At 32.6% G+C, this 19,138-nt stretch carries 19 protein-coding genes; 14 read left to right on the top strand and 5 right to left on the bottom strand.

All coding sequences use genetic code 11. From position 1 onward, the window contains the following. Positions 1 to 2: 2 nt before the first annotated feature. The 4 genes from Q0921_RS19300 to Q0921_RS19315 form a co-directional block, all read right to left on the bottom strand. A complete protein-coding gene (locus Q0921_RS19300) occupies positions 3 to 899 on the bottom strand; it encodes a metallophosphoesterase family protein (protein WP_299259788.1) in 897 nt (298 codons plus the stop codon). A 92-nt stretch (positions 900 to 991) separates the two neighbouring features. Continuing rightward, positions 992 to 3,655 (bottom strand): TonB-dependent receptor, encoded by a 2,664-nt coding sequence (locus Q0921_RS19305; protein WP_299259790.1) that lies wholly within the window; start codon positions 3,653 to 3,655, stop codon positions 992 to 994. Further along, a complete protein-coding gene (locus Q0921_RS19310; protein ID WP_299259792.1) occupies positions 3,648 to 4,406 on the bottom strand; it encodes a GLPGLI family protein in 759 nt (252 codons plus the stop codon). The genes Q0921_RS19305 and Q0921_RS19310 overlap by 8 nt, the downstream gene beginning before the upstream one ends. Positions 4,407 to 4,459: 53 nt before the next feature. After that, positions 4,460 to 4,705 carry a hypothetical protein gene (locus Q0921_RS19315; protein ID WP_299259794.1) on the bottom strand — a complete coding sequence of 82 codons (246 nt, stop codon included), beginning with the start codon at positions 4,703 to 4,705 and terminating at the stop codon, positions 4,460 to 4,462. Positions 4,706 to 5,153: 448 nt separating this feature from the next. On the opposite strand from Q0921_RS19315, the gene Q0921_RS19320 reads away from it, so the two are divergent. From Q0921_RS19320 to Q0921_RS19330, 3 genes are all read left to right on the top strand, one after another. Next, positions 5,154 to 6,917 carry an AraC family transcriptional regulator gene (locus Q0921_RS19320; RefSeq protein WP_299259796.1) on the top strand — a complete coding sequence of 588 codons (1,764 nt, stop codon included), beginning with the start codon at positions 5,154 to 5,156 and terminating at the stop codon, positions 6,915 to 6,917. Between the two features lie 183 nt (positions 6,918 to 7,100). Beyond that, positions 7,101 to 7,253, top strand: coding sequence for a hypothetical protein (locus tag Q0921_RS19325; RefSeq protein ID WP_299259798.1), 153 nt, complete (start codon positions 7,101 to 7,103; stop codon positions 7,251 to 7,253). Between the two features lie 4 nt (positions 7,254 to 7,257). Beyond that, complete coding sequence (locus Q0921_RS19330) at positions 7,258 to 9,435, top strand: prolyl oligopeptidase family serine peptidase (protein WP_299259800.1); 2,178 nt, start codon at positions 7,258 to 7,260, stop codon at positions 9,433 to 9,435. A gap of 344 nt (positions 9,436 to 9,779) precedes the next feature. Here Q0921_RS19330 and Q0921_RS19335 read toward each other — a convergent pair whose 3' ends face one another. Next, positions 9,780 to 10,700: a LysR family transcriptional regulator gene (locus tag Q0921_RS19335; protein ID WP_299259802.1), complete on the bottom strand. Its 921-nt coding sequence runs from the start codon at positions 10,698 to 10,700 to the stop codon at positions 9,780 to 9,782. Between the two features lie 192 nt (positions 10,701 to 10,892). On the opposite strand from Q0921_RS19335, the gene Q0921_RS19340 reads away from it, so the two are divergent. The 11 genes from Q0921_RS19340 to Q0921_RS19390 all read left to right on the top strand — a co-directional run bounded on the left by Q0921_RS19340 (position 10,893) and on the right by Q0921_RS19390 (position 19,137). Further along, positions 10,893 to 11,114, top strand: a complete 222-nt coding sequence (locus tag Q0921_RS19340) for a hypothetical protein (protein ID WP_118460072.1) — start codon at positions 10,893 to 10,895, stop codon at positions 11,112 to 11,114. Between the two features lie 55 nt (positions 11,115 to 11,169). Continuing rightward, positions 11,170 to 11,409: an HPF/RaiA family ribosome-associated protein gene (locus Q0921_RS19345; protein WP_299259804.1), complete on the top strand. Its 240-nt coding sequence runs from the start codon at positions 11,170 to 11,172 to the stop codon at positions 11,407 to 11,409. Positions 11,410 to 11,776: 367 nt separating this feature from the next. Then, positions 11,777 to 12,415 (top strand): DUF4255 domain-containing protein, encoded by a 639-nt coding sequence (locus Q0921_RS19350; RefSeq protein ID WP_299259806.1) that lies wholly within the window; start codon positions 11,777 to 11,779, stop codon positions 12,413 to 12,415. Positions 12,416 to 12,456: 41 nt separating this feature from the next. Then, positions 12,457 to 13,233, top strand: a complete 777-nt coding sequence (locus Q0921_RS19355) for a hypothetical protein (protein WP_299259808.1) — start codon at positions 12,457 to 12,459, stop codon at positions 13,231 to 13,233. A gap of 72 nt (positions 13,234 to 13,305) precedes the next feature. Then, a complete protein-coding gene (locus Q0921_RS19360; RefSeq protein ID WP_299259810.1) occupies positions 13,306 to 14,937 on the top strand; it encodes a phage tail sheath C-terminal domain-containing protein in 1,632 nt (543 codons plus the stop codon). Positions 14,938 to 14,978: 41 nt separating this feature from the next. Further along, complete coding sequence (locus Q0921_RS19365) at positions 14,979 to 15,452, top strand: phage tail protein (protein WP_118460077.1); 474 nt, start codon at positions 14,979 to 14,981, stop codon at positions 15,450 to 15,452. Between the two features lie 161 nt (positions 15,453 to 15,613). Further along, entirely contained in the window at positions 15,614 to 16,057 is a 444-nt protein-coding gene (locus tag Q0921_RS19370) for a phage tail protein (protein WP_118460078.1), read from the top strand. Positions 16,058 to 16,067: 10 nt separating this feature from the next. Continuing rightward, positions 16,068 to 16,556 carry a phage tail protein gene (locus Q0921_RS19375; RefSeq protein WP_299259813.1) on the top strand — a complete coding sequence of 163 codons (489 nt, stop codon included), beginning with the start codon at positions 16,068 to 16,070 and terminating at the stop codon, positions 16,554 to 16,556. Positions 16,557 to 16,558: 2 nt separating this feature from the next. After that, positions 16,559 to 16,723, top strand: coding sequence for a DUF5908 family protein (locus Q0921_RS19380; protein WP_299259815.1), 165 nt, complete (start codon positions 16,559 to 16,561; stop codon positions 16,721 to 16,723). 2 nt (positions 16,724 to 16,725) lie between these two features. Continuing rightward, a complete protein-coding gene (locus Q0921_RS19385; RefSeq protein ID WP_299259817.1) occupies positions 16,726 to 17,445 on the top strand; it encodes a hypothetical protein in 720 nt (239 codons plus the stop codon). Positions 17,446 to 17,448: 3 nt separating this feature from the next. Beyond that, positions 17,449 to 19,137 carry a phage baseplate assembly protein V gene (locus tag Q0921_RS19390; protein ID WP_299259819.1) on the top strand — a complete coding sequence of 563 codons (1,689 nt, stop codon included), beginning with the start codon at positions 17,449 to 17,451 and terminating at the stop codon, positions 19,135 to 19,137. Position 19,138 lies beyond the last annotated feature (1 nt).

The raw sequence follows: 19,138 nt of genomic DNA on the forward strand, positions 1-19,138 counted from the left end.
TATTAATCAGTAATAAAATCGGTCAATTGTTGGGGTCCTTCTAGAGGGACTCTAATAATTTTGAGAGTTCCATCTTCTGTAGTAGCAATTTGCCATTTGATTAAAGTAATACTTCCATTTTCAATTTCAATTCCGGTAATTGATCTTGGATGAACACAGCTTCCATCGTTAAACAGCGCTAATTCGCCAGCTTCGGGAAAACGGGGACGATGGGTGTGACCAATAATAGTAAGCTGGTTATTGTGGTTGGCAATCCACTTTTTCATTCGTCGCTCTACTTTAATCATTTCGGTATAATTCTTAGCAGGACTAGTAGGGTCTGATATACCAATAACTTGTAGAGGTCTCCATAAAAAACGTACCAGAAATCGGTTAAATCGCCATCCTACATAATTCATGAAATCTACTTGATGTCCGTGCAATAAAAAAATTTCTTGTTTGGTGTTTTTATGTTTCAGAATAATTGCTTCATGATATGTAATCCCAGGAAAGAGAGGCACGTCTTCTCCCAATTTAGGATCAAAGTAAGAGGCTAGGTGTTTTTCTACATAATTTTTATCGCGATATACCATGTCATGGTTACCCCATATCATTGCAAGTCTATTTTCGAAAAAGAATTTTTGAAGTAATTCGAATACATTTTTATGTGCTCCAAGAATAGTATCAAAATGTAGATTCTCCCATAACTCATCTCCATCTCCTAATTCGCAATAGGTAAAACCTTCATTATAATAGTGTTTCAACGCGTGGAAGTAAATATTTCTATTATTCGCAAAATCATCCGCAAAACTATTATCACCTCTATGGCAATCACTAAACAAGATAAACTTAGAGCTGTCATCAAAAGAAATGACTTTTGCATTCTTATGAGCGCGATCCAGACGGGATTGGGATGACATATAAAGTATTTTTTGTTTAAATATACAATACTATATGTTTTTGGTAGAATACTATTTGATAAATATTAAGGATATCGAAAAGCTTGGTTTTTTTAGAATTTGTATTCCATTTTTAAAAGAACAAACCTAGGCAATAATCTGTATTCAACAGTTGATGTCCCAATATCACTAATTGAAAAATTACTAAACTTTTCTGTATTTAGAAGATTTTTCCCTGTCATCCCTATGCTTAATTTCTTATTCGGGAATTTATACCTTATATCAAAATCTATAAAGTAATATGTGTTGTCTGTTTCAAGGTTTCCGAAAAAATATCGCTCAGATTGCAACTGAAAATCAAATTTGTCATTAAAGATAAATGATAGATCTAAAAAACTTAGGTTGTCTGTATAAGAATTGTCAATGGTTGTCTCAATATTGTTTGTTGTCCATTTAGCACCTAAATGGTAATTAAAAAAACCTTTGAAACCGGAACGAAATTCTAATCCGTAATAATAATTGTTTGATGTTATCTCACGTAGATTCGAGTTGTTTACAATATTCTTAAATTCTATTTTAGAATACCCTATATCTAATTTTAAGTTAGATGAAATAAATTTAAAGTAATAATCGAGGTTAGAGTTTACATTTAAAAATTCTCTGTCTTTTATTAAGATTTTTTCGGATTGTGTGAAATCTTGGGTAATGAGCGCATTAGTAGAAAAGAAGTTATGATTTTTTCTATATGATATAAAAGTATTTGCAAAAAAACGATCACTCCAATTTCCAAGTCGATAATTGAAAGTTACACTAGTTGCATTTAATTGATTAAAGCTACCTGTCCCTTTTGAAAAAGAACGAAATCCGGTGAGTATATAGTTATTAAAAACATCCAAGCTTTTTGCGTTAGTAGTATTATATGAGTAGGAAGAAGTAATCTTGTTTTTATCATTTATTTTCCATTTTAAGGCAATACTGGGATTTATAAAAAAAGGATTTTCATTTTTGGATGAGGTACTGTTTTTTAATTGACTAAAGAGTTGATGAAAGTGTAATTTCCCAGTTAGTGCAAAATCATTTAAATTATATCTATATTTACTTTTAAGGTATAAGTCATTAACTCCATATGTGATGTCATTCTGATACTCATTTGGCATATTTAAAATCGTTTCGTTTTCTAGTAGAGAAAATTTAGACGTTAATCGATCTTCTCTATATTCATTTCCCAGCTGTAATTCGAGCAAGTGGTCGTTTGATTTTCTGTCTAATAAATGTGCATTAAATCCTGCAAATTGCATTTGATTAGTACTCTTTTGGGTAATATTGTTAGTAGTACTAAAAGAAGGAAACAAATCTTGATAAAAAAACTGATTAAAAGAATAGTTTTGGGGAGATTTTTCATGAATAAATCGCCCAGTAAGTAATAGTACTTTTTTGTTTTTGAATTTATTGGTGAAGCCTACCTTTTGATCAAAAAGAGTATTACTATGCTTTAAATTTTCAATAGTTGAATTGCCATTAAAAATTAAATTAGAACTATCATCAAAATCTCCATTGTTATATTTCGTTGTAGCCGTTAGCATTTTTGTTTTTGAAATGTTATATATGATATCTAGTTTGCCAAAAGCTATTTTGTTTTTATTAAGTAATTTATATTCTTCAGAATTTATAAAACTGGCATCGGTTACATTAACTCTATCTGTGCTATTTCTAAAAAAGTCTGTTTCATCCCAATTAAAAAAACCTAATGTTTTAATTTTCAGCCTTTCAGTAGGATTAAAAATAGCATTAAGTGAAAGGAGTTCCGCATTATTAAAATTGGTTCTACTTTCTTTAAATTTTTGATTGACAATCGATAGGTTAAGCAAATTATTTACATGTTGATTATCTCCTACGTTAGAAGGTCTATCAGATCTGGGAGGCCTTATTAGGTGATTTATATCGCCAATAGGATCAAAACCAACATTATTAAAGTTAGTAAAAGCGAAGTATTTATTTTTCTTACCAAAATTCATTATGTTGCTTCTTAAATGGTATCTGTTTTCAGAAATCATACCATAGGAACCATCAATGCTTCCAAACCATACTCGTTTAGCATCTTCTTTAAGGGTTAAATTCAAAGCTATTTTATCGCTTATTTCTACATCTTTTAATAAGTGATTATTAGAATAATTTTTTAAAACTTCCACTTTTTTTATCGGATGAGCAGGCATGTTTTTGGATAATAATTTATATCCTTTTTCAAAGAAATCATCTCCTTCAACCATTAGTTTTTCGATCTCTGTATTGCCAACTCGTATCGTTCCGTTATTATCAACTGTCAATCCCGGAATTTTTTTTAATAAATCTTCTATTACAATTTCATTACCACTAGCAAACTTGTCGACATTAAAAGTGATGGTATCTTTTTTCACTCTAATAGGGACATCGGTTGTAATGATGACTTCATCTAGAGTAACACTTTTATCTTGTAATACGACATCTATATTTGCGCTAGTTTTCAGATCCTTTAACTTTATTTTTTTTGCCTTAAAGCCTAAGCTAGTGTATACTAAAAAGAGGTTTTGATTTTCAAGAATATCTACATCTAATGAATAAAAACCATTTTCATCAGAGTAGGTATAGGCAATGATGCTCAGTGAATCCTTCTTTACCAATATATTAGCATAAGGTATAGGCTTAGCATACGAGTCATTAATCTTGCCGGAAAGGGTTGTCTGACCGAAACAAAATAATGGCGCAATTAAAAGAAAAGAAATGATAACAACCTTAATCATACACTTCTAGTTCTTTGCCGCAATCACTACAAGCATTATCAATTTTAAATGGTTTTACTCCTTTTGGTAATTTGCTATTTATTTTTGCGATAAATATGTCTTGTAACTCTTGCTTTTCTTTTAGAAAGTCACTTACCGTAATTGCCTTATTGGTTTTTACCTGAGGCATACTATTTTCTGTTTTTGATGTAGTTTTAATTGTGATTTTTTTTGCTTTAATACTTATAAAGCCAGCTTGATCAGAAGCTTCTAATATCAATCCACTTAGACCATAAAGTTTCCAAGGACCAAAGGGAGTCGGTATTTTGTTAGTAAACCAAACGATATAATTTCTTCCTCTAAAGTTTGCAGTAGCTTTTTGACATTGATAACCACTTATTTCTTTGGTTTCACTTAAGATTTGCCAATTAAGTTGAATATCGTCTTTAACAAATAAATGTTTGTTGTAGTAGATTTCACTAAAGTAAAACCCATCATTTAAGTTGTTGTAATAAAATTGAGGGTTTTTATTGTCTCTTGTTTTTAAGGTTATCGTTCCATCCGATTCTTTTACTTGTTCTTTCTTTAGTTCATTATCAACTTGTTCTTCGTAATAAGAAACTCCTCGGTTAAAGAAAAGTGTATACTCTTTATCTTTTTTTTGATCTTGATTTGTTATGGTTTGTTGATAGGAAACAGTTCCATTTATGCTAGTTTGCGAGTAGACTTGTGTTATAGCAATAAATAATAAAAATTTAATAAGATTTTTCATATGTAGTTTTTTAAAGCCACGCCTATAAAAATAGACGTGGCTTATTTTTAAAATTACTCTTGAGACATACCTTCTATTTCTAGTTCAGTATCGCAAGGTACTTCTTGCCAATCAGTGCATCTTCTAGAAGTCTCAGACTCATTCCAACAAACACGAACGTGACAAGTTGTTATTCCTTCTGCATTTACTTCTGTGATGTACTCATAAGTAACATCTTCAATTGTTTCATTTGAGTTCGATGCAGAAACAGTAATTGTACCTACAAACATGAATGCTAAAGCAAAAAATAAATTTTTCATAAATTAATGATTTGTATTGCTCCATTAAGGTCTTGAGCGGTTAGTTTTCGACCTGTTATTGAGTCGCAAATATTCACTTCTATATAAAGTTGATTTGCTACGTATGTGACTCTGTTCCTTAAGTAGGATGGACATTAAATCACTCTATAATCGTGTGCAAGATGCTCTCCAATATTCCAATCTTAGGCTCTTAAAATTGGATTTGTAATATGAACAGTACTGTTAAAAGAAAGTTTTACATTTTTCAAAATCAATGATTTAAGAATAACTTTCATTTTTTTGATCAGACCAAATATATAAGCAACATGTAGTGAGATACAAGTAGAGTATGTCCGTATTCTGGAATTTGGACTTTGAATTCTGGAATTTGGAACAATAAAATGATTTAAGAGTTTTTCGTGTGAATTCTCTACATTTGTTATGTTAACACCGTCTTAAATGCTGCTTCATGTTATTAAGGTTTAAAGATTATCTGGGTATATTAGTTGTAAACACTTTTGTTTTTATAACGGTACATTCATTTGGTCAGCAGCAGAACTTCGTAATTCCAGATTCATTAGTTAATTACGATTATGATCAGTTGGATGAAAAATTTAATTATTCTTTTACATCAGATCCCAAAATAGCACCACTGTACGCAAATACATATCTTCAAAAGGGAATCAATGAAAATGATAACATTCAGCGTGCCTGGGGGAATTATATGTTAGCACATTTACACCAAAATGTTGATGAAAAAGCATTATTATATTTGGATAAAGCTATTAGCATTAGTAGAAATGAAGATGACTTTTATTTACCGGCAATTTTATATATCAATAAAGGTGCTCTATATAGCGCTAAGGGAGATTTAAAACAAGCTTTAGATAATTATATTATAGCAAATACGTATGCTGAAAAGTCTAAAAATTATTATCACGTTAATATCCTAAAACATAATATTTCTTTAATAAAAAGGAAATTAGGAAAATATGAAGAAGCGATATCATTGCTTAAGGAATGTTTGAAATTCGAAGAACTTAAAAAAGACAAAAGCAAAAGAGATTCCTTGTCATATCTTTTAACTCTTTCGGAGTTAGTAACAACATATCGTTATAATAATCAACATGATGCTGCTTCCGTTCTAAATAAAAAAGCAATGGATTTTGGTGATTACCGTGAAATGGATTTTGTGTTTCAGGTAAATGAAGGGATATTTGAGTATCAAAAAAGTAATTACGATGGAGCTTTAACCTTATTAGAGAAATCATTACCATATTTTTATATCCCAGAAAACGAGTATTTTTTTGAAAGTTATAATTTAGTAGATACTTATCTTTACCTAAGTAAGACATATAGAGCTATGTCTAATGCTAAATTAGCTAATGTTTTTTATAAAAAAACAGATTCAATCTTACAGCTTTCCAGTTATAAAATTCCAGAAAATGTAGAAGTATATTCTGATATTGTAGGATATTATAAATCAATTGATGATACCGAAAATCAATTATTTTATATTAATCGATTATTGTCTTTTGACAGTATATTAGATAAAGATTTTCAAATTATTAATAAAAAAATCACAAATGATTATGATACACCAAAACTAATTGCAGAAAAAGAAGAATTAATAAAATCAATAAATGCAAAAAACGATAGCTATCAGGGTTTAATATTAATTTTAGTTAGGACATTAGGGGTAGTACTAATAATCTCGATAGGTTTATTTATTTACTATTATAAGAAGCGGAAGAAGGATAAGCAAAAATTTGATTTGTTTATGAAAATATCCGAAAATGAACTTAAAGAATCAGTCATAAAACCGTTATTAAAGAATAATGGGCCAACATCTTTAGCTGAGACTGGGCTATCAGAAAATATTTTGTCCAGAATATCAAAAAAGTTAGAAGTTTTTGAAAAGAACAGTGGGTTTGCTGAGTTAAATATTACTACCAATACAATGGCTAAGAGTTTTGAAACAAATACTAAGTATTTGTCAAAATCTATTCAACATATAAAAGGAAAGAGTTTTATTCAATATATTAATGATCTCAGAATAAATCATGCTATTCAAAGAATTAAGACAGAAAAAAAGTTTCGTAATTATACTATAAAATCAATGGCTAATGAATCAGGCTTTAGTAGTTCACAATCTTTTTCTACTCATTTTCGAAAAAAAACAGGAGTGTATCCCTCTTTTTTTATTAAGCAAATCATGAATGTAAAAAATTGATTTTTAGCTTTATCTATGTTTTTTTTGGTCTAAATTCCGGAATTTAGAGAACTGTTATTGGTGATATCTATCAATTTCGGCTAGTTTTACACAAAGCTAATTTCTTAAAACTAAAAAACAATGGAGTCTAAGTCAAAATTGATTTTAAAAAAGAGCAAAATTTCGAAATTAAACCATCATACTATGTTTTCTATAAAAGGAGGAACTGGAGTTATTGTGGCGAGCGGTGATAACAATGATGACGATGATGGAGATAAAAGTAGATTAGGAGATCCCTTTTGTCCTCCTAAGACCGATACAAAGCCGCCAACTCAACAAGATAATGTTATGGGGTAATAGTATGAGATACAATTCAATTATTATTTTGGTATTTTTAATGCTATCGATCTATTCTTGTAAGCCAAAATTCGATGCTCCTTTGATCGAAGCTAAAGAGGCTGTTGATGAATATCACGGACAAAAAATCATAGATCCTTACAGAAATTTAGAAAATTTAAAAGACACGACTGTAATTTCTTGGTTACAAGCGCAAGATAACTATGCTTCAGACATACTTAAGAATATTCCAGGAAGGAAAGAATTAATTGAAAAACAAATAGCATTAGATAAAAGAAAAGAATTTAATATTAAGCATTTTTCAATTTCTTATGATAGTAAATATTTTTATGTAAAAACATTTACAGATACTCCTGAAGAAAAACTTTTTATGAGAACAAGCTTACGTGACAAAGAGCAGTTACTTTTCTCATCATTAGATTTTCAGTCAGACTCAGAGGAATCTTATGTTATCAGTTATATGCAACCCGATTGGAAAGGGGAAAAAATTGCATTTGGCCTTGCCCAAAAAGGAGAAGAACTGTCCAAAATTATTATACTTGATGTCGCAACCAAACAGATTCTTCCGTATGTAATTGAAAATAGTCAGTTATCCATAGGTGGTATACGATGGTTACCGGATAATTCTGGTTTTACTTATCTACACTATACGAATACAGAGCCTCAGCATCCCGATTACAGTTTAAACTCTAAATGTGTTTTGTATAAATTAGGTAGCGACCCAAAGAAATTAAAAGAGGTATTCTCTATCACAAATAATCCAGAAGTATCCCTTGGTCCAGAAGATTTTCCAAAAGTCTATATTTATCAAGACTATGATGATTATGTGTTTGCTAAAGTCAGTGGATCGTCTAAATATAAGGATGTTTATTATGTCTCATTGAATGAATTTATAAATAATCCCAACTTCACATGGAAACCTTTGTATAAAAAATCTGATAAGATTAATCAAATAATTGTTGCCGGGAAAGAGATTATTTTTACCTCAGAAAAAAAAGCTTCACTTACAGGGATTTATAAAACTTCTTTGGAGAATCCAAACTTTAAAAATCCAATCACTTTAGTAAAACCGGATAATAAAAGTCTAATCACTGATATAGCATTGAATAATGAAGGTTTATTTTTTGTGAGATTTAAAAACGGTGTGGAATCAAAATTATACGTCCTTGAGGAAAATGTAGAAAAGGAAATACAGCTAGATAATAACTATGGATCAATTTTTATAGATTCTAAAGGATATAACTACAATTCTTTATTAGTTTCTGTTGGTGGATGGACTAGCGATTATAAACTTTTTCATTATGATTATGAAAAAAAAACTTCTGAAGATATTGATATTTATCCTTCTATATCTGATGAAGTTTATGAAAATTTAGAAGTAAAAGAGGTTGAGGTTATATCTCATGACGGTGTTAAAGTACCATTGTCTTTAATTTACAAAAAAGGGCTCCAAAACAACGGAAATAACCATACACTCTTTTATGGATACGGAGCTTATGGTGGTGCAGGTACCCCATTTTTTTCATCAGGGCTACTAAATTGGGTATTAGAAGGTGGGATATTAGCAGTAGCTCATGTTAGAGGAGGAGGAGAAAAAGGTGATGTGTGGCACAAAGGAGGCTATAAAATGACAAAACCAAATACCTGGAAAGATATGATAGCCTGCACTAAATATATGATAGAAGAAAAATATACTACTCCTTCAAAATCTGTTATATGGGGCTCTAGCGCAGGTGGAATTATGGCCGGTAGAGCGATGACTGAAAGACCAGATTTATATAAAGCAGTTATTCTTACTTCTCCTGCATTAAATATGTTAAGATGTGAGATACAGCCTAATGGATTGAATAGTATTAAAGAATTTGGTACTGTTAAGAAAAAAGATGAATTCGAAGCATTATTGGAAATGGATTCATATCATCATATTAAAGACCAGGAGAAGTACCCTGCGACTATTGTAATGGGAGGCATGAAAGATGGTAGGGTGGTTATATGGGATCCTGCAAAGTTTATAGCACGTTTGCAAGCAAGCAATTCAGGCGATACTCCAATTTTATTCACAGTGGATTTCGAATCAGGTCACGGAGTGGCTAATGAAAGTAATAATAAAATTTATGAGTTTTATGCGAATGCTTATGCATTTGCTCTTTGGCAAATAGGACACCCAGATTATCAGCCTTAATTGGGTCTAATTATTATAGGGACACATTTTCCAAATTGTGAATGAATATTCCAATTAATGGCACTATTGTTAAGTTTCCACACTTTACTTGTAAAACGTTGACAAAATTGATATTACGTTCAATATTATTAAGTAAAAAAGAAGTGTCATAATTTCATGAAATATATTCTTTTACACTCTAAACTTCACGTGAGATACTGATAGTTTTGGTGGTGTTGGATTGTACTATCATCCTGAGTTTGACATAAGATTAACCGCCCTTTTTTGGTTAAGTATCTATTTATTAAATTTTTATAATTTTCCTTTCTCTTGAGTAAGGGATTTATTTAGATTAAAACCTCTTTTCATTGGTAAAAAAGATGGAATTTATCTTTTATTATTTTATCCTTTTTTTCTTCTACATATTTTAGAAAAGCTTCTGCAACAGGAGAAAACTTTTTATTTTTTAACCAGATGAGGTTCCATATGGATTTAATAGGAAAACCCTGTACAGGAATAATTTGTAGGCGTCCAGCCTCTAAATCATTTCGGATTCCAATGAGTGGCATAATAGAATATCCCAGTCCTGCAATAACAGCTTGTTTTACTGCTTCATTAGAGGTGAGTTCCATTTTTTTTCTGACAGGTAAATCGTTTTTTTCAATATATTTCTCCATTGTATGCCTTGTTCCTGATCCGGGCTCTCTATAAATTAATGGAAGCTCGGAAAAAATGGACTTGTTATACTTTTTCTTCGTAAACTTTTCAGAAGTATTACCAACTAAATACAATTGGTTCTCCATGAGCTTTGTTTTCTCAATTTGCATATTTTTTGGTAATACAGAAACTAACGAAAAATCAACTCTATTTTCTTCAAGACTATTTACAACTTGCTGTTTGTTTGTAACATCAAGAACCAAGTTCACTCCTTCGTGCTCTTTCATAAAATCAGACAAGAAATAGGGAATTATATATTTTCCTGTAGAAACAACAGAAATTTTTAAAACACCCGACAATTGCCCCTGATACGCCTTGGTCTTATAACTAATTTGATTTACTTCATCTATAATTTTCTGAGCAGCAAGAGCGATTTCTTTTCCAAAATCAGTGACGTATAATTTTCTACCGATAACTTCTGTAAGAGGGATAGGAAATTGATCCTGAAAGTTTTTGAGCTGTATGGATACCGCAGGTTGCGTTAAGTGTAGCTCTTCGGAAGCTTTGGTAATACTTTCTTTTTCTACTATTTTAAGAAAGATTTGTAGTTGATGCAAGGTGTAATTCATAAATAGTTTTAATGGTAATGATTACAAATATAAATAAAAATATATGAAAAATAATATATAATTTTATAGTGTTGTCAGTAAAAAGCAAGTAGTGAAACGACTCCAAAACAGAAGCTGTTGTTGATTTTAATGGCTACTTGATTTAAGAATAGCAACGAACTAAAATCTAATGTTTCACTAAAATTGATTCTTATGGAGTTATTAAAAAAAGCGAGAGAATTTCACCAAAGAAGTATGAGTAATATGAGTACAAGTGATCGAGTTTCTGCATCTAGAGAAGCAAAATCATTGGTGTTAAGTATTAATGAAATATATAAGAGAAGTAAAGATCCTGATCTCATGAGTCTCATGAAAATGATTACTGAGAAAAAACGTAAAATAGATAAAAGATTGCGTGGACGTTTAGTTATTTAATGAAATATCCAAAACGTTAAAAGTGAATAGGAATTAACCCTTAAGCCAAAGAAGTATGAAAACAGTTTTCGAATATAAAAGCATCGAAGCAAGCAAATTTTCAAATACTTTTACAGCAAAAAAACTACTAAAACTTTCAAAAAGATACGGGTTTGTTATTAGAGCTGACATCTTTTTTAATAAAGAAAACAATGATTTCAAAAAGGGCAATATTTGTAGAATAAGACTCAGTCTTCCAGGACCTGAGATTTACGCATCTTCTAGCGGAAACAGTTTTGAAAATTCAATAAATTAAGAAAAAAAGCCTCTCATTTTTGAGAAGGTTTTTGCCGCCTTTACTGAGTTTCCTAAAGTGTTTAGAAGTAGAATTCGAATTTACCTGATAGCAAGTTAAACGAACTCTTAAAATTTAGTGGAAATAGATTCAAAATCTGTTTTTTTTTTGGATTTATATCACGTTTAATGATATTTTCCCTTTTCTCAATAAGTATAACATTAAAATTAATAGTACTGATCCACAAATGTCGGGAATGTTATAGTTAATGCTTTTTTCCCTAGTAAGGTGTCGGAAATTTCCACGGATTTGACGGACTTGTTCTATAAATAAAGTAGTATCCCAAAGTACCTTTGATACAACAAAATTAATAAACCTATAGCGTATTATGGTTGATGTTGTATTAAGTGTTTTGAAAGATAAACTCAATGAATATTTTAAGAATGTAGTAGGTACTACAGAGTCTGATATTATAGAATTTATTAGTACTACTAGTAATGATCCGGTTTCTTTTACCAATGATAAAATCACCCCATTTTTAATTAATATTTCAGAAGATCGGAAATTTAGAAATCCAGATCAATATTCGGGTATTGTAAGAAACGGAATACGTACACAAACAAATCCAGAAATTAGAATTGAGTTGTTGATTCTTTTTGTGTCTAAGTTCAGTAAATATGATCAGGCGCTTAAATTCCTATCTCACGTCATTAAGTTTTTTCAGGTGAACAGGATTTTTAATCCATTAAATTCTCCTCAATTATCTGATGAAAATATAGAGAAATTGGTTGTAGAATTAATTTCAATCCCCTTAGAAGAACAAAATCAGGTATGGCATTCTTTAAATACCTCCTATTTGCCCTCAGTGTTGTATAGAGTTCGCTTACTATCATTCATAGATGAACAAAGTATAGAGTTTGTGGGTGCTCCAACACAAGATGTTAATCTGAAGATTGGAGATAAATACCCTATCCCCGAAACCAAAGAAGTTGAGGGAATAGAGCAAGAAAATAGCACAAATAACTAAGTATAAAAAATAGCTGATAAAGCTGAGATAAAAATAAAATTATGAAGTATCAAGAATTTTTTTCTATCACTATAGCCCACAACTATTTTTCGGGGATACCCGAAGATCTGGTACTTGTTGCAGAAAATGAAACGAAAACACGTCTAAATAATCTGGGTTATATTTTAAAAAAAACGACTAGTGGTATAAAGATTTTGACTCTTGTAGCTCAAGATAGCGATACCTTTATAAGCCTAGGTGAAGATGATATATTTACGTTTTACGTATACCCTACATCAGTGCGTATTCAGGAAGTTACTGATTTGTCTGAAATAGAAAACGGAAACATGCTTTCTTTTTCAAATCAGGAAGGACAGATAGGAAGTACTGAAATGATTTCTACCCAAGTAGAACAAAATGGTGTGTTATGTGGTTTTCCTGCTTTAGCAAGTATCGTAATTGCTGGAAATAAAATTAATACAAATAGTAGCGCACCGTCTACTAACTATGAAATACTATTTAAGGCAAAATCAGTACAATGGAAGTACTATTTTGTTTCTAATACTGATGATTCAACCATAACACTAGAATCTAGAGACGAGCAAATTAGTTTTAATGAAATGGTTGTGGATCAAAATGTCTCAGATCAGATCATCACGTCCTTGCAATTAAATTTTCCTAATACCCGGATAAGAGCTTTTGAGTCTAGAGATTCGGTTCCCTACAGCAATCAACCTATAAAAAATATCAAATTGATCAAAAATGGTGATGTGCTTATGAGTCATTTACCAAATCCTAAAATACAACAACAAGGTATTCAAATCATCAAAATTAAGTAAGAAAAAGGCAGCTCGAGGGACTCATATAAGGTTTTAGAAATGCCAAGTATAAACATTTAAAATTTTTAAAATATGTCTAGATTTTTAACACCAGATGTGTATACAGAGGAAGTACCTCTTTTACCACAATCTGTAGCAGAAGTTTCCACAGCAGTACCTGCGTTTATTGGATATACTGAGAAAACCAAAAAAAACGAGGAAAGTATTAAAAACAAAGCTTACAGAATATCCACACTGTTGGAGTTCAAAGAGCTTTTTGGAGGTGCTCAATCGGCATCCTTTAATGTTACCGTAAATGAAGGAGTAATAAGCGGCGTAGCCGTTACTCCTCCGAAACATACCTTATATCATGCCATAGAGTTATATTTTAAAAATGGCGGAGGAGATTGTTATATTGTGTCAGTAGGTAGTTATGAAGATACGTATAACGCAGCTTCTTTTATGGCAGGTTTAGAAGCAGTAAGCAAAGAAGATGAACCTACCTTACTCATGTTAGGAGAAGCCACTAAATTAGATGCTGTCGATTATCACGACCTGTGTGTAGCAGCACTAGCACAATGCCAGGAATTAAAAGACAGATTTTGCATTTTTGATGTAAAAAAAGATGATGAAGATGCATCTTCTTTTAGAACCGCTATTGGCACCAACAATCTAAAATATGGAGCGGCGTATACGCCTTATCTACAGACTTCACTTACATACAAGTATCAAGAAGATAGTGTTATCATTTCCGGTTCTTCAGCGCAAGAAACCATTCAGTTAGAAGTAAATGATGCTATTAGAATTATTTATCAGGGATCTGCACAGGATGAACCAAAAACAACGATTAATAAAGGATCGGCTGGTACGCTGTCTTTCAGTATTAGCGGAACCACGTTAACCATTACTAATGTTGGAGAAGGTGTATCGGCCAACGAAGTGGTAGATGCTTGGAATGCATTTTCAGGTAAAGGTGATTTTGATATTATTGTAATAGATGGCACAGCTACTGTAGAGTCCTTTACAGGAAATCGTAGTCTGACAACAACTGGAGGTGATGGAGCATCTACTAGTTTATCAACAATCAAAGAAACACAATCCGAATTATACAATAGAGTAATTAGTGAGGTGTCTAAACAACGCATCATTTTACCACCGAGTGCAGCAGTAGCGGGAGCCTATGCCACTACCGATCGTGAAAGAGGCGTATGGAAAGCGCCAGCGAATGTAAGTTTAAACGGGATAATAGCACCTGTAAAGAAAATAACGTCCAAAGACCAAGAGGATCTTAACGTAGATTCCAAAAATGGTAAATCTATCAATGCTATACGCAGTTTTGTAGGTAAAGGAACCTTGGTATGGGGTGCTCGTACGCTGGACGGCAATGATAACGAATGGCGATACGTATCCGTAAGAAGATTATTCAATATGATAGAAGAATCTACTAAAAAAGCATCTCAGTTTGCTGTTTTCGAATCCAATGATGCAGTTACGTGGCTTAAGGTCAAGGCAATGATCGAGAGTTTTCTTTACGGAATCTGGCAACAAGGTGGTTTAGCAGGAGCTACAGAAGAACAAGCCTATTTTGTAAATATAGGATTAGGAAAAACCATGACACAACAAGATGTCCTTGAAGGTCGTATGATTGCAGAAATAGGACTCGCTGCAGTACGTCCTGCAGAGTTTATTATTCTAAAATTCTCTCATAAACTGCAAGAGGCATAGCCTATTCATAAGATTTAATAACACTATAAAAAGTAAAAATAATGGCTTTAACTAAAGAACAAATAAAAGCAGATTACCCTTTGGTAACCTATAACTACAGGGTAGACATTAATGGAGAGTCTATTAGTTTCTCCGAGGTCTCAGGCTTAGAATTATCTTTTGAAACTCACACGTATAAAGAAAGTTTTGCTGCAGGAGGTAAAGTAGGACCTAATATTATGTATATGCCGGGACAAATCCAGCCAGTAAATATCTCTATGAAAAAAGGATTGGTAAAGGGCAAAAGTATACCGATTTTTTACGATTGGATCAATAGCACACAACTCAATCAGATTGATAAAAGAGATATTGTAGTACATCTGTTAGATGAGACAGGTAGTACTATGGTAAGTTGGAAAGTGATTGACGCCTTCCCAACCAAGCTCACAGCACCTTCTTTTGACGCGAGTTCTAATGATGTTGCTATAGAATCAATGGATTTGATGGCGTTCCGTGTAACCATGGAAGAAGCGTAATCATTAATTCATTGGGGAATGTAGTGTCTGGTCGGGAATAGCATGAAGATGAGTTTATACTTTTTTCGAACAGACACTACACACACCAAACACGCAGCAGTTGTATTATCATCGGAATCGGCTTACTAAAGTCAGTTCGTGAATAGCTAAAAAAAGGAATTATGGCAATTACCAAACAAAAAATTAGTGAAACCTATCCTTTACCGGTATACAATTATCAGGTAACGATCAATGGGGTTGAAATTATGTCTTTTTCAGAGATTTCAGGTTTAGAAATTGATCATGATCATGTGTTGTACAGACACGGCTTTAGCTTTGCGGTAGGGGATCATTTGATTAGAGGCCAGCGAAAACCGATTAATATCACCCTAAAACGAGGTATCGTCAAGAGGCGTAGCGATCTCTACGATTGGGTCAAATCTGGCGAAAAAAAAGATATTAGAATAGAACTATGTGATGAAGCTGGGATGGGTATCGTGGTTTGGGAGGTCTCCCGAGCGTTGCCCTTTAAGTTAGATGCACCATCATTTAGCGCCAGTACTAGCGATATTGCGTTAGAAAGTCTAAATCTAATTGCTCATGATTTACGAATAAAACACAATTAAAGAAAACGATATGTTAGATGTTTTAAAAGCAATCAATTTTGCCGATAGAGAACCCACATTATCACACCGATTTGGGGTGTTCTTTCTGATTGGAGGTGCAAGGCCTAACCCGATTGATTTAAGGTTTCAGAAAGTGAGTGGTATCAGTACTGAAGTACAATTGGAAACCATCAATGAAGGTGGAGAAAATTTACATGCCCATCGCATACCAAAGAAAATGAATTATAACAATTTGGTGTTAGAAAGAGGATATATAGCAAGTCCGATACCTTCTCTTTTGAATTTAGAATTTAATGCAACATTTTCAACGTTCAAATTTAACCCTTCTGATGTATTGGTTACTATGTTTAATGAAGAAGGGATTCCCATTGGAGGATGGCTATTTGTAAAGGCCTATCCTGTAAAATGGTCCGTATCAGATCTGGATGCACAATCTAATTCGGTAGCAATTGACACCCTGGAATTGGCATATACACGATTTCAAATTTTAAGAATATAAAAATGGCAGTAGAAATCAAAGAGATTGTCATCAGGGCAATTGTATCCGATACAGTGGAATCAGAAGGATCGAATCCACCAATGGATACTAGAAATGAACAACAAATGATGATGCAGGAATGCGTACAACAGGTATTAAAAATATTGAAAAAGAAAAACCTTAGATAGCTATGTCAGTATTGGATATATTACGACCCTTTAAACTCCAAAAACTTAAAATTACCTCTTCTGATAATCAAGAAAGAAGAACGAACAGACTTGATTTTGAGGTGATGTATAACCCAGAATCGGTGCAGCAAAATTTTACTAATAAGTTTGCTAGAAACCCTAACAATCCTCTGAATAAGGAAGATGCTGAGTTTACCTACAGTGCATTATCTACCGTAAGAATGAAGTTGATTTTTGATGGAACTAATGTACATCAATATGGAGCGGAAACCATAGCGAAACTTGCATTAGGAATCCAAAAAAGTGTAAAAGATCAAATAGATTATTTTTTGACAAATATTGTAAAAGTCAAAGGCAAACTTCATGAACCACCTTTTTTGGTATTAAGTTGGGGGAAAACAATAAACTTTAATTGTAGACTGGCTAGCTTAGATATTAATTATACCCTGTTTGATAGGAGCGGAGATCCGTTACGTGCAGAGCTCAATATTTCTTTTGTAGAAGATGATGCAATTGATGAACAAAAGAAAAAATTAGGATTAGAATCTCCTGATTTAACACATTATCGAATGGTAAAAGCAGGTGATCAGTTACCCTTAATGTGTCAGGATATATATGGTTCACCTATGTATTATCCGCTAGTGGCACGTGTTAATAAACTTAAGAGTTTTAGAAACCTTACACCAGGACAAGAAATTTATTTTCCACCCCTTGAAAAATAACATATGGCATCAACAGTAGTAACAAATACCATCAAAAGCAACGGCAGGGTTATTCCTTTGGGGACGTATCAACTGATGTCTTTGGATACCAGTAAAGAGTTTAATAAAATACCCATGGCAGAACTGAAGTTACATGATGGTTGTGTAGCGAAACAAAAGTTCGAAACACTGGATGGAGAAGCTTTTGTACCAGGGTCGCTGATTGAAATTTTTATGCGCTACGAAGGTAAGAATACTGAGGAGCAAAAGATTTTTGAAGGGATTGTGATCAATCAGGAAATAGAAAGATCTGAATACCAATCAGAGTTAACCATAGCACTTTGTGATCCTTGTGTTAAAATGACCAGTTTACGAAAAAATGGGGTCTATAAAGATCTTACAGACACTAAAATTATAAAAGATCTGATTAGCAAATACCAAGATCTAAAAGTAAAAGAAATTGAGAATACATCGTATAAACATCCGCAAATGGTACAATACTATGTGTCGGATTGGGACTTTATGATATCAAGAGCAGAAGCTAATGGGCAGCTAGTGGCAGTTGATAATGGGGAACTATCGGTGAAAACACCGAACATCAATAATCCTGATCTTACCTTAACCTTTGGTATTGATTTGGCACATTTTGATTTAAAATTGAGTAGTCGGGGCCAATATGAGAAGATTCATACTTTTGGTTTAGATACTAAGAAAGAAGAATTAGCATTAAGCTTTCCTAAAAAAGCCAAAGAACAAACACAAACATTAGGGAGTATAGGGTATGACATACCATTGCTATCGAATATAGTAGGAGCTACAGAAGCTCAATTAATTCATGCGGTACCCACAGATCCCTTGGAACTTCAGTCCTGGTCGGATGCACAGTGTATAAAATCCCGACTTTCTGCAGTACAGGGCACCATTAGAATTGATGGAAATGGGAAGCTTAAGGTGGGACAGACAATAAAAATTGAAAATGTAAGTCGATTTAACGGAAATCACATCATCACAGGTGTTCGTAATACATTTGTTATGGGGTTAGGATGGTACACCTATCTACAAATCGGTATGAGTGCAAACTGGTTTAGCGCGCAATCGGATATTGTCGAAACACAAGCAGCGGGATTGCTTCCGGGTGTAAATGGTCTTCAGGTCGGTACTGTTTTAGGTCATATCGAAGATGCGGATCACGGCTTTAGGATTCAGGTACATATACCAGCATTTCATCAAGAAGGTAAACCGACAGAAGTACTAGCGATGTTTACTTCGTTGGATGCAGGAGCAGATCATGGAATCTTCTTTCCTCCAGAAAAAGGAGATCGCGTGGTGATAGGGTTCTTAAATGATGATCCTAGACAAGCCATTGTATTGGGTGCAATGCATAGTAATAAAATACCAAATACAGTAAAAAAGAAAAATACCTATAAAGGGATTTTTACCAAGTCGAATTACCAATTGCTGTTTGATGAGGAAAAAGAGACTGTAAGCTTATCTACAGCAGATACAGATCATACAAATGAACAAGCGATTTGTATCAATCAAAAAGAAAAGAAGATTACTATAGAAGATGCTCACGGAAATATAATAGAGTTAGGCAAGGATGGTATTAAGATGATGAGTGCTAAAGATTTTATGATAGATGCTAAGGGAGATCTTAGTATTAATGCTAAAGGAAAAATTAAAGTCAAAGGGAAAAAGGTGGATTTAATATAAA

The sequence above is a fragment of the uncultured Aquimarina sp. genome, assembly GCF_947496855.1.
Classification (GTDB): domain Bacteria; phylum Bacteroidota; class Bacteroidia; order Flavobacteriales; family Flavobacteriaceae; genus Aquimarina.

What these genes read in the sequence shown, in the direction of transcription:
- Q0921_RS19350 (WP_299259806.1), top strand. Translation starts at nt 11,777, where the DNA reads ATGGTTGATGTTGTATTAAGTGTTTTGAAAGATAAACTCAATGAATAT.
- Q0921_RS19320 (WP_299259796.1), top strand. Translation starts at nt 5,154, where the DNA reads ATGTTATTAAGGTTTAAAGATTATCTGGGTATATTAGTTGTAAACACT.
- Q0921_RS19315 (WP_299259794.1), bottom strand. Translation starts at nt 4,705, where the DNA reads ATGAAAAATTTATTTTTTGCTTTAGCATTCATGTTTGTAGGTACAATT.
- Q0921_RS19340 (WP_118460072.1), top strand. Translation starts at nt 10,893, where the DNA reads ATGGAGTTATTAAAAAAAGCGAGAGAATTTCACCAAAGAAGTATGAGT.
- Q0921_RS19325 (WP_299259798.1), top strand. Translation starts at nt 7,101, where the DNA reads ATGTTTTCTATAAAAGGAGGAACTGGAGTTATTGTGGCGAGCGGTGAT.
- Q0921_RS19375 (WP_299259813.1), top strand. Translation starts at nt 16,068, where the DNA reads ATGTTAGATGTTTTAAAAGCAATCAATTTTGCCGATAGAGAACCCACA.
- Q0921_RS19330 (WP_299259800.1), top strand. Translation starts at nt 7,258, where the DNA reads ATGAGATACAATTCAATTATTATTTTGGTATTTTTAATGCTATCGATC.
- Q0921_RS19360 (WP_299259810.1), top strand. Translation starts at nt 13,306, where the DNA reads ATGTCTAGATTTTTAACACCAGATGTGTATACAGAGGAAGTACCTCTT.
- Q0921_RS19355 (WP_299259808.1), top strand. Translation starts at nt 12,457, where the DNA reads ATGAAGTATCAAGAATTTTTTTCTATCACTATAGCCCACAACTATTTT.
- Q0921_RS19365 (WP_118460077.1), top strand. Translation starts at nt 14,979, where the DNA reads ATGGCTTTAACTAAAGAACAAATAAAAGCAGATTACCCTTTGGTAACC.
- Q0921_RS19310 (WP_299259792.1), bottom strand. Translation starts at nt 4,406, where the DNA reads ATGAAAAATCTTATTAAATTTTTATTATTTATTGCTATAACACAAGTC.
- Q0921_RS19305 (WP_299259790.1), bottom strand. Translation starts at nt 3,655, where the DNA reads ATGATTAAGGTTGTTATCATTTCTTTTCTTTTAATTGCGCCATTATTT.
- Q0921_RS19345 (WP_299259804.1), top strand. Translation starts at nt 11,170, where the DNA reads ATGAAAACAGTTTTCGAATATAAAAGCATCGAAGCAAGCAAATTTTCA.
- Q0921_RS19300 (WP_299259788.1), bottom strand. Translation starts at nt 899, where the DNA reads ATGTCATCCCAATCCCGTCTGGATCGCGCTCATAAGAATGCAAAAGTC.
- Q0921_RS19385 (WP_299259817.1), top strand. Translation starts at nt 16,726, where the DNA reads ATGTCAGTATTGGATATATTACGACCCTTTAAACTCCAAAAACTTAAA.
- Q0921_RS19370 (WP_118460078.1), top strand. Translation starts at nt 15,614, where the DNA reads ATGGCAATTACCAAACAAAAAATTAGTGAAACCTATCCTTTACCGGTA.
- Q0921_RS19380 (WP_299259815.1), top strand. Translation starts at nt 16,559, where the DNA reads ATGGCAGTAGAAATCAAAGAGATTGTCATCAGGGCAATTGTATCCGAT.
- Q0921_RS19335 (WP_299259802.1), bottom strand. Translation starts at nt 10,700, where the DNA reads ATGAATTACACCTTGCATCAACTACAAATCTTTCTTAAAATAGTAGAA.
- Q0921_RS19390 (WP_299259819.1), top strand. Translation starts at nt 17,449, where the DNA reads ATGGCATCAACAGTAGTAACAAATACCATCAAAAGCAACGGCAGGGTT.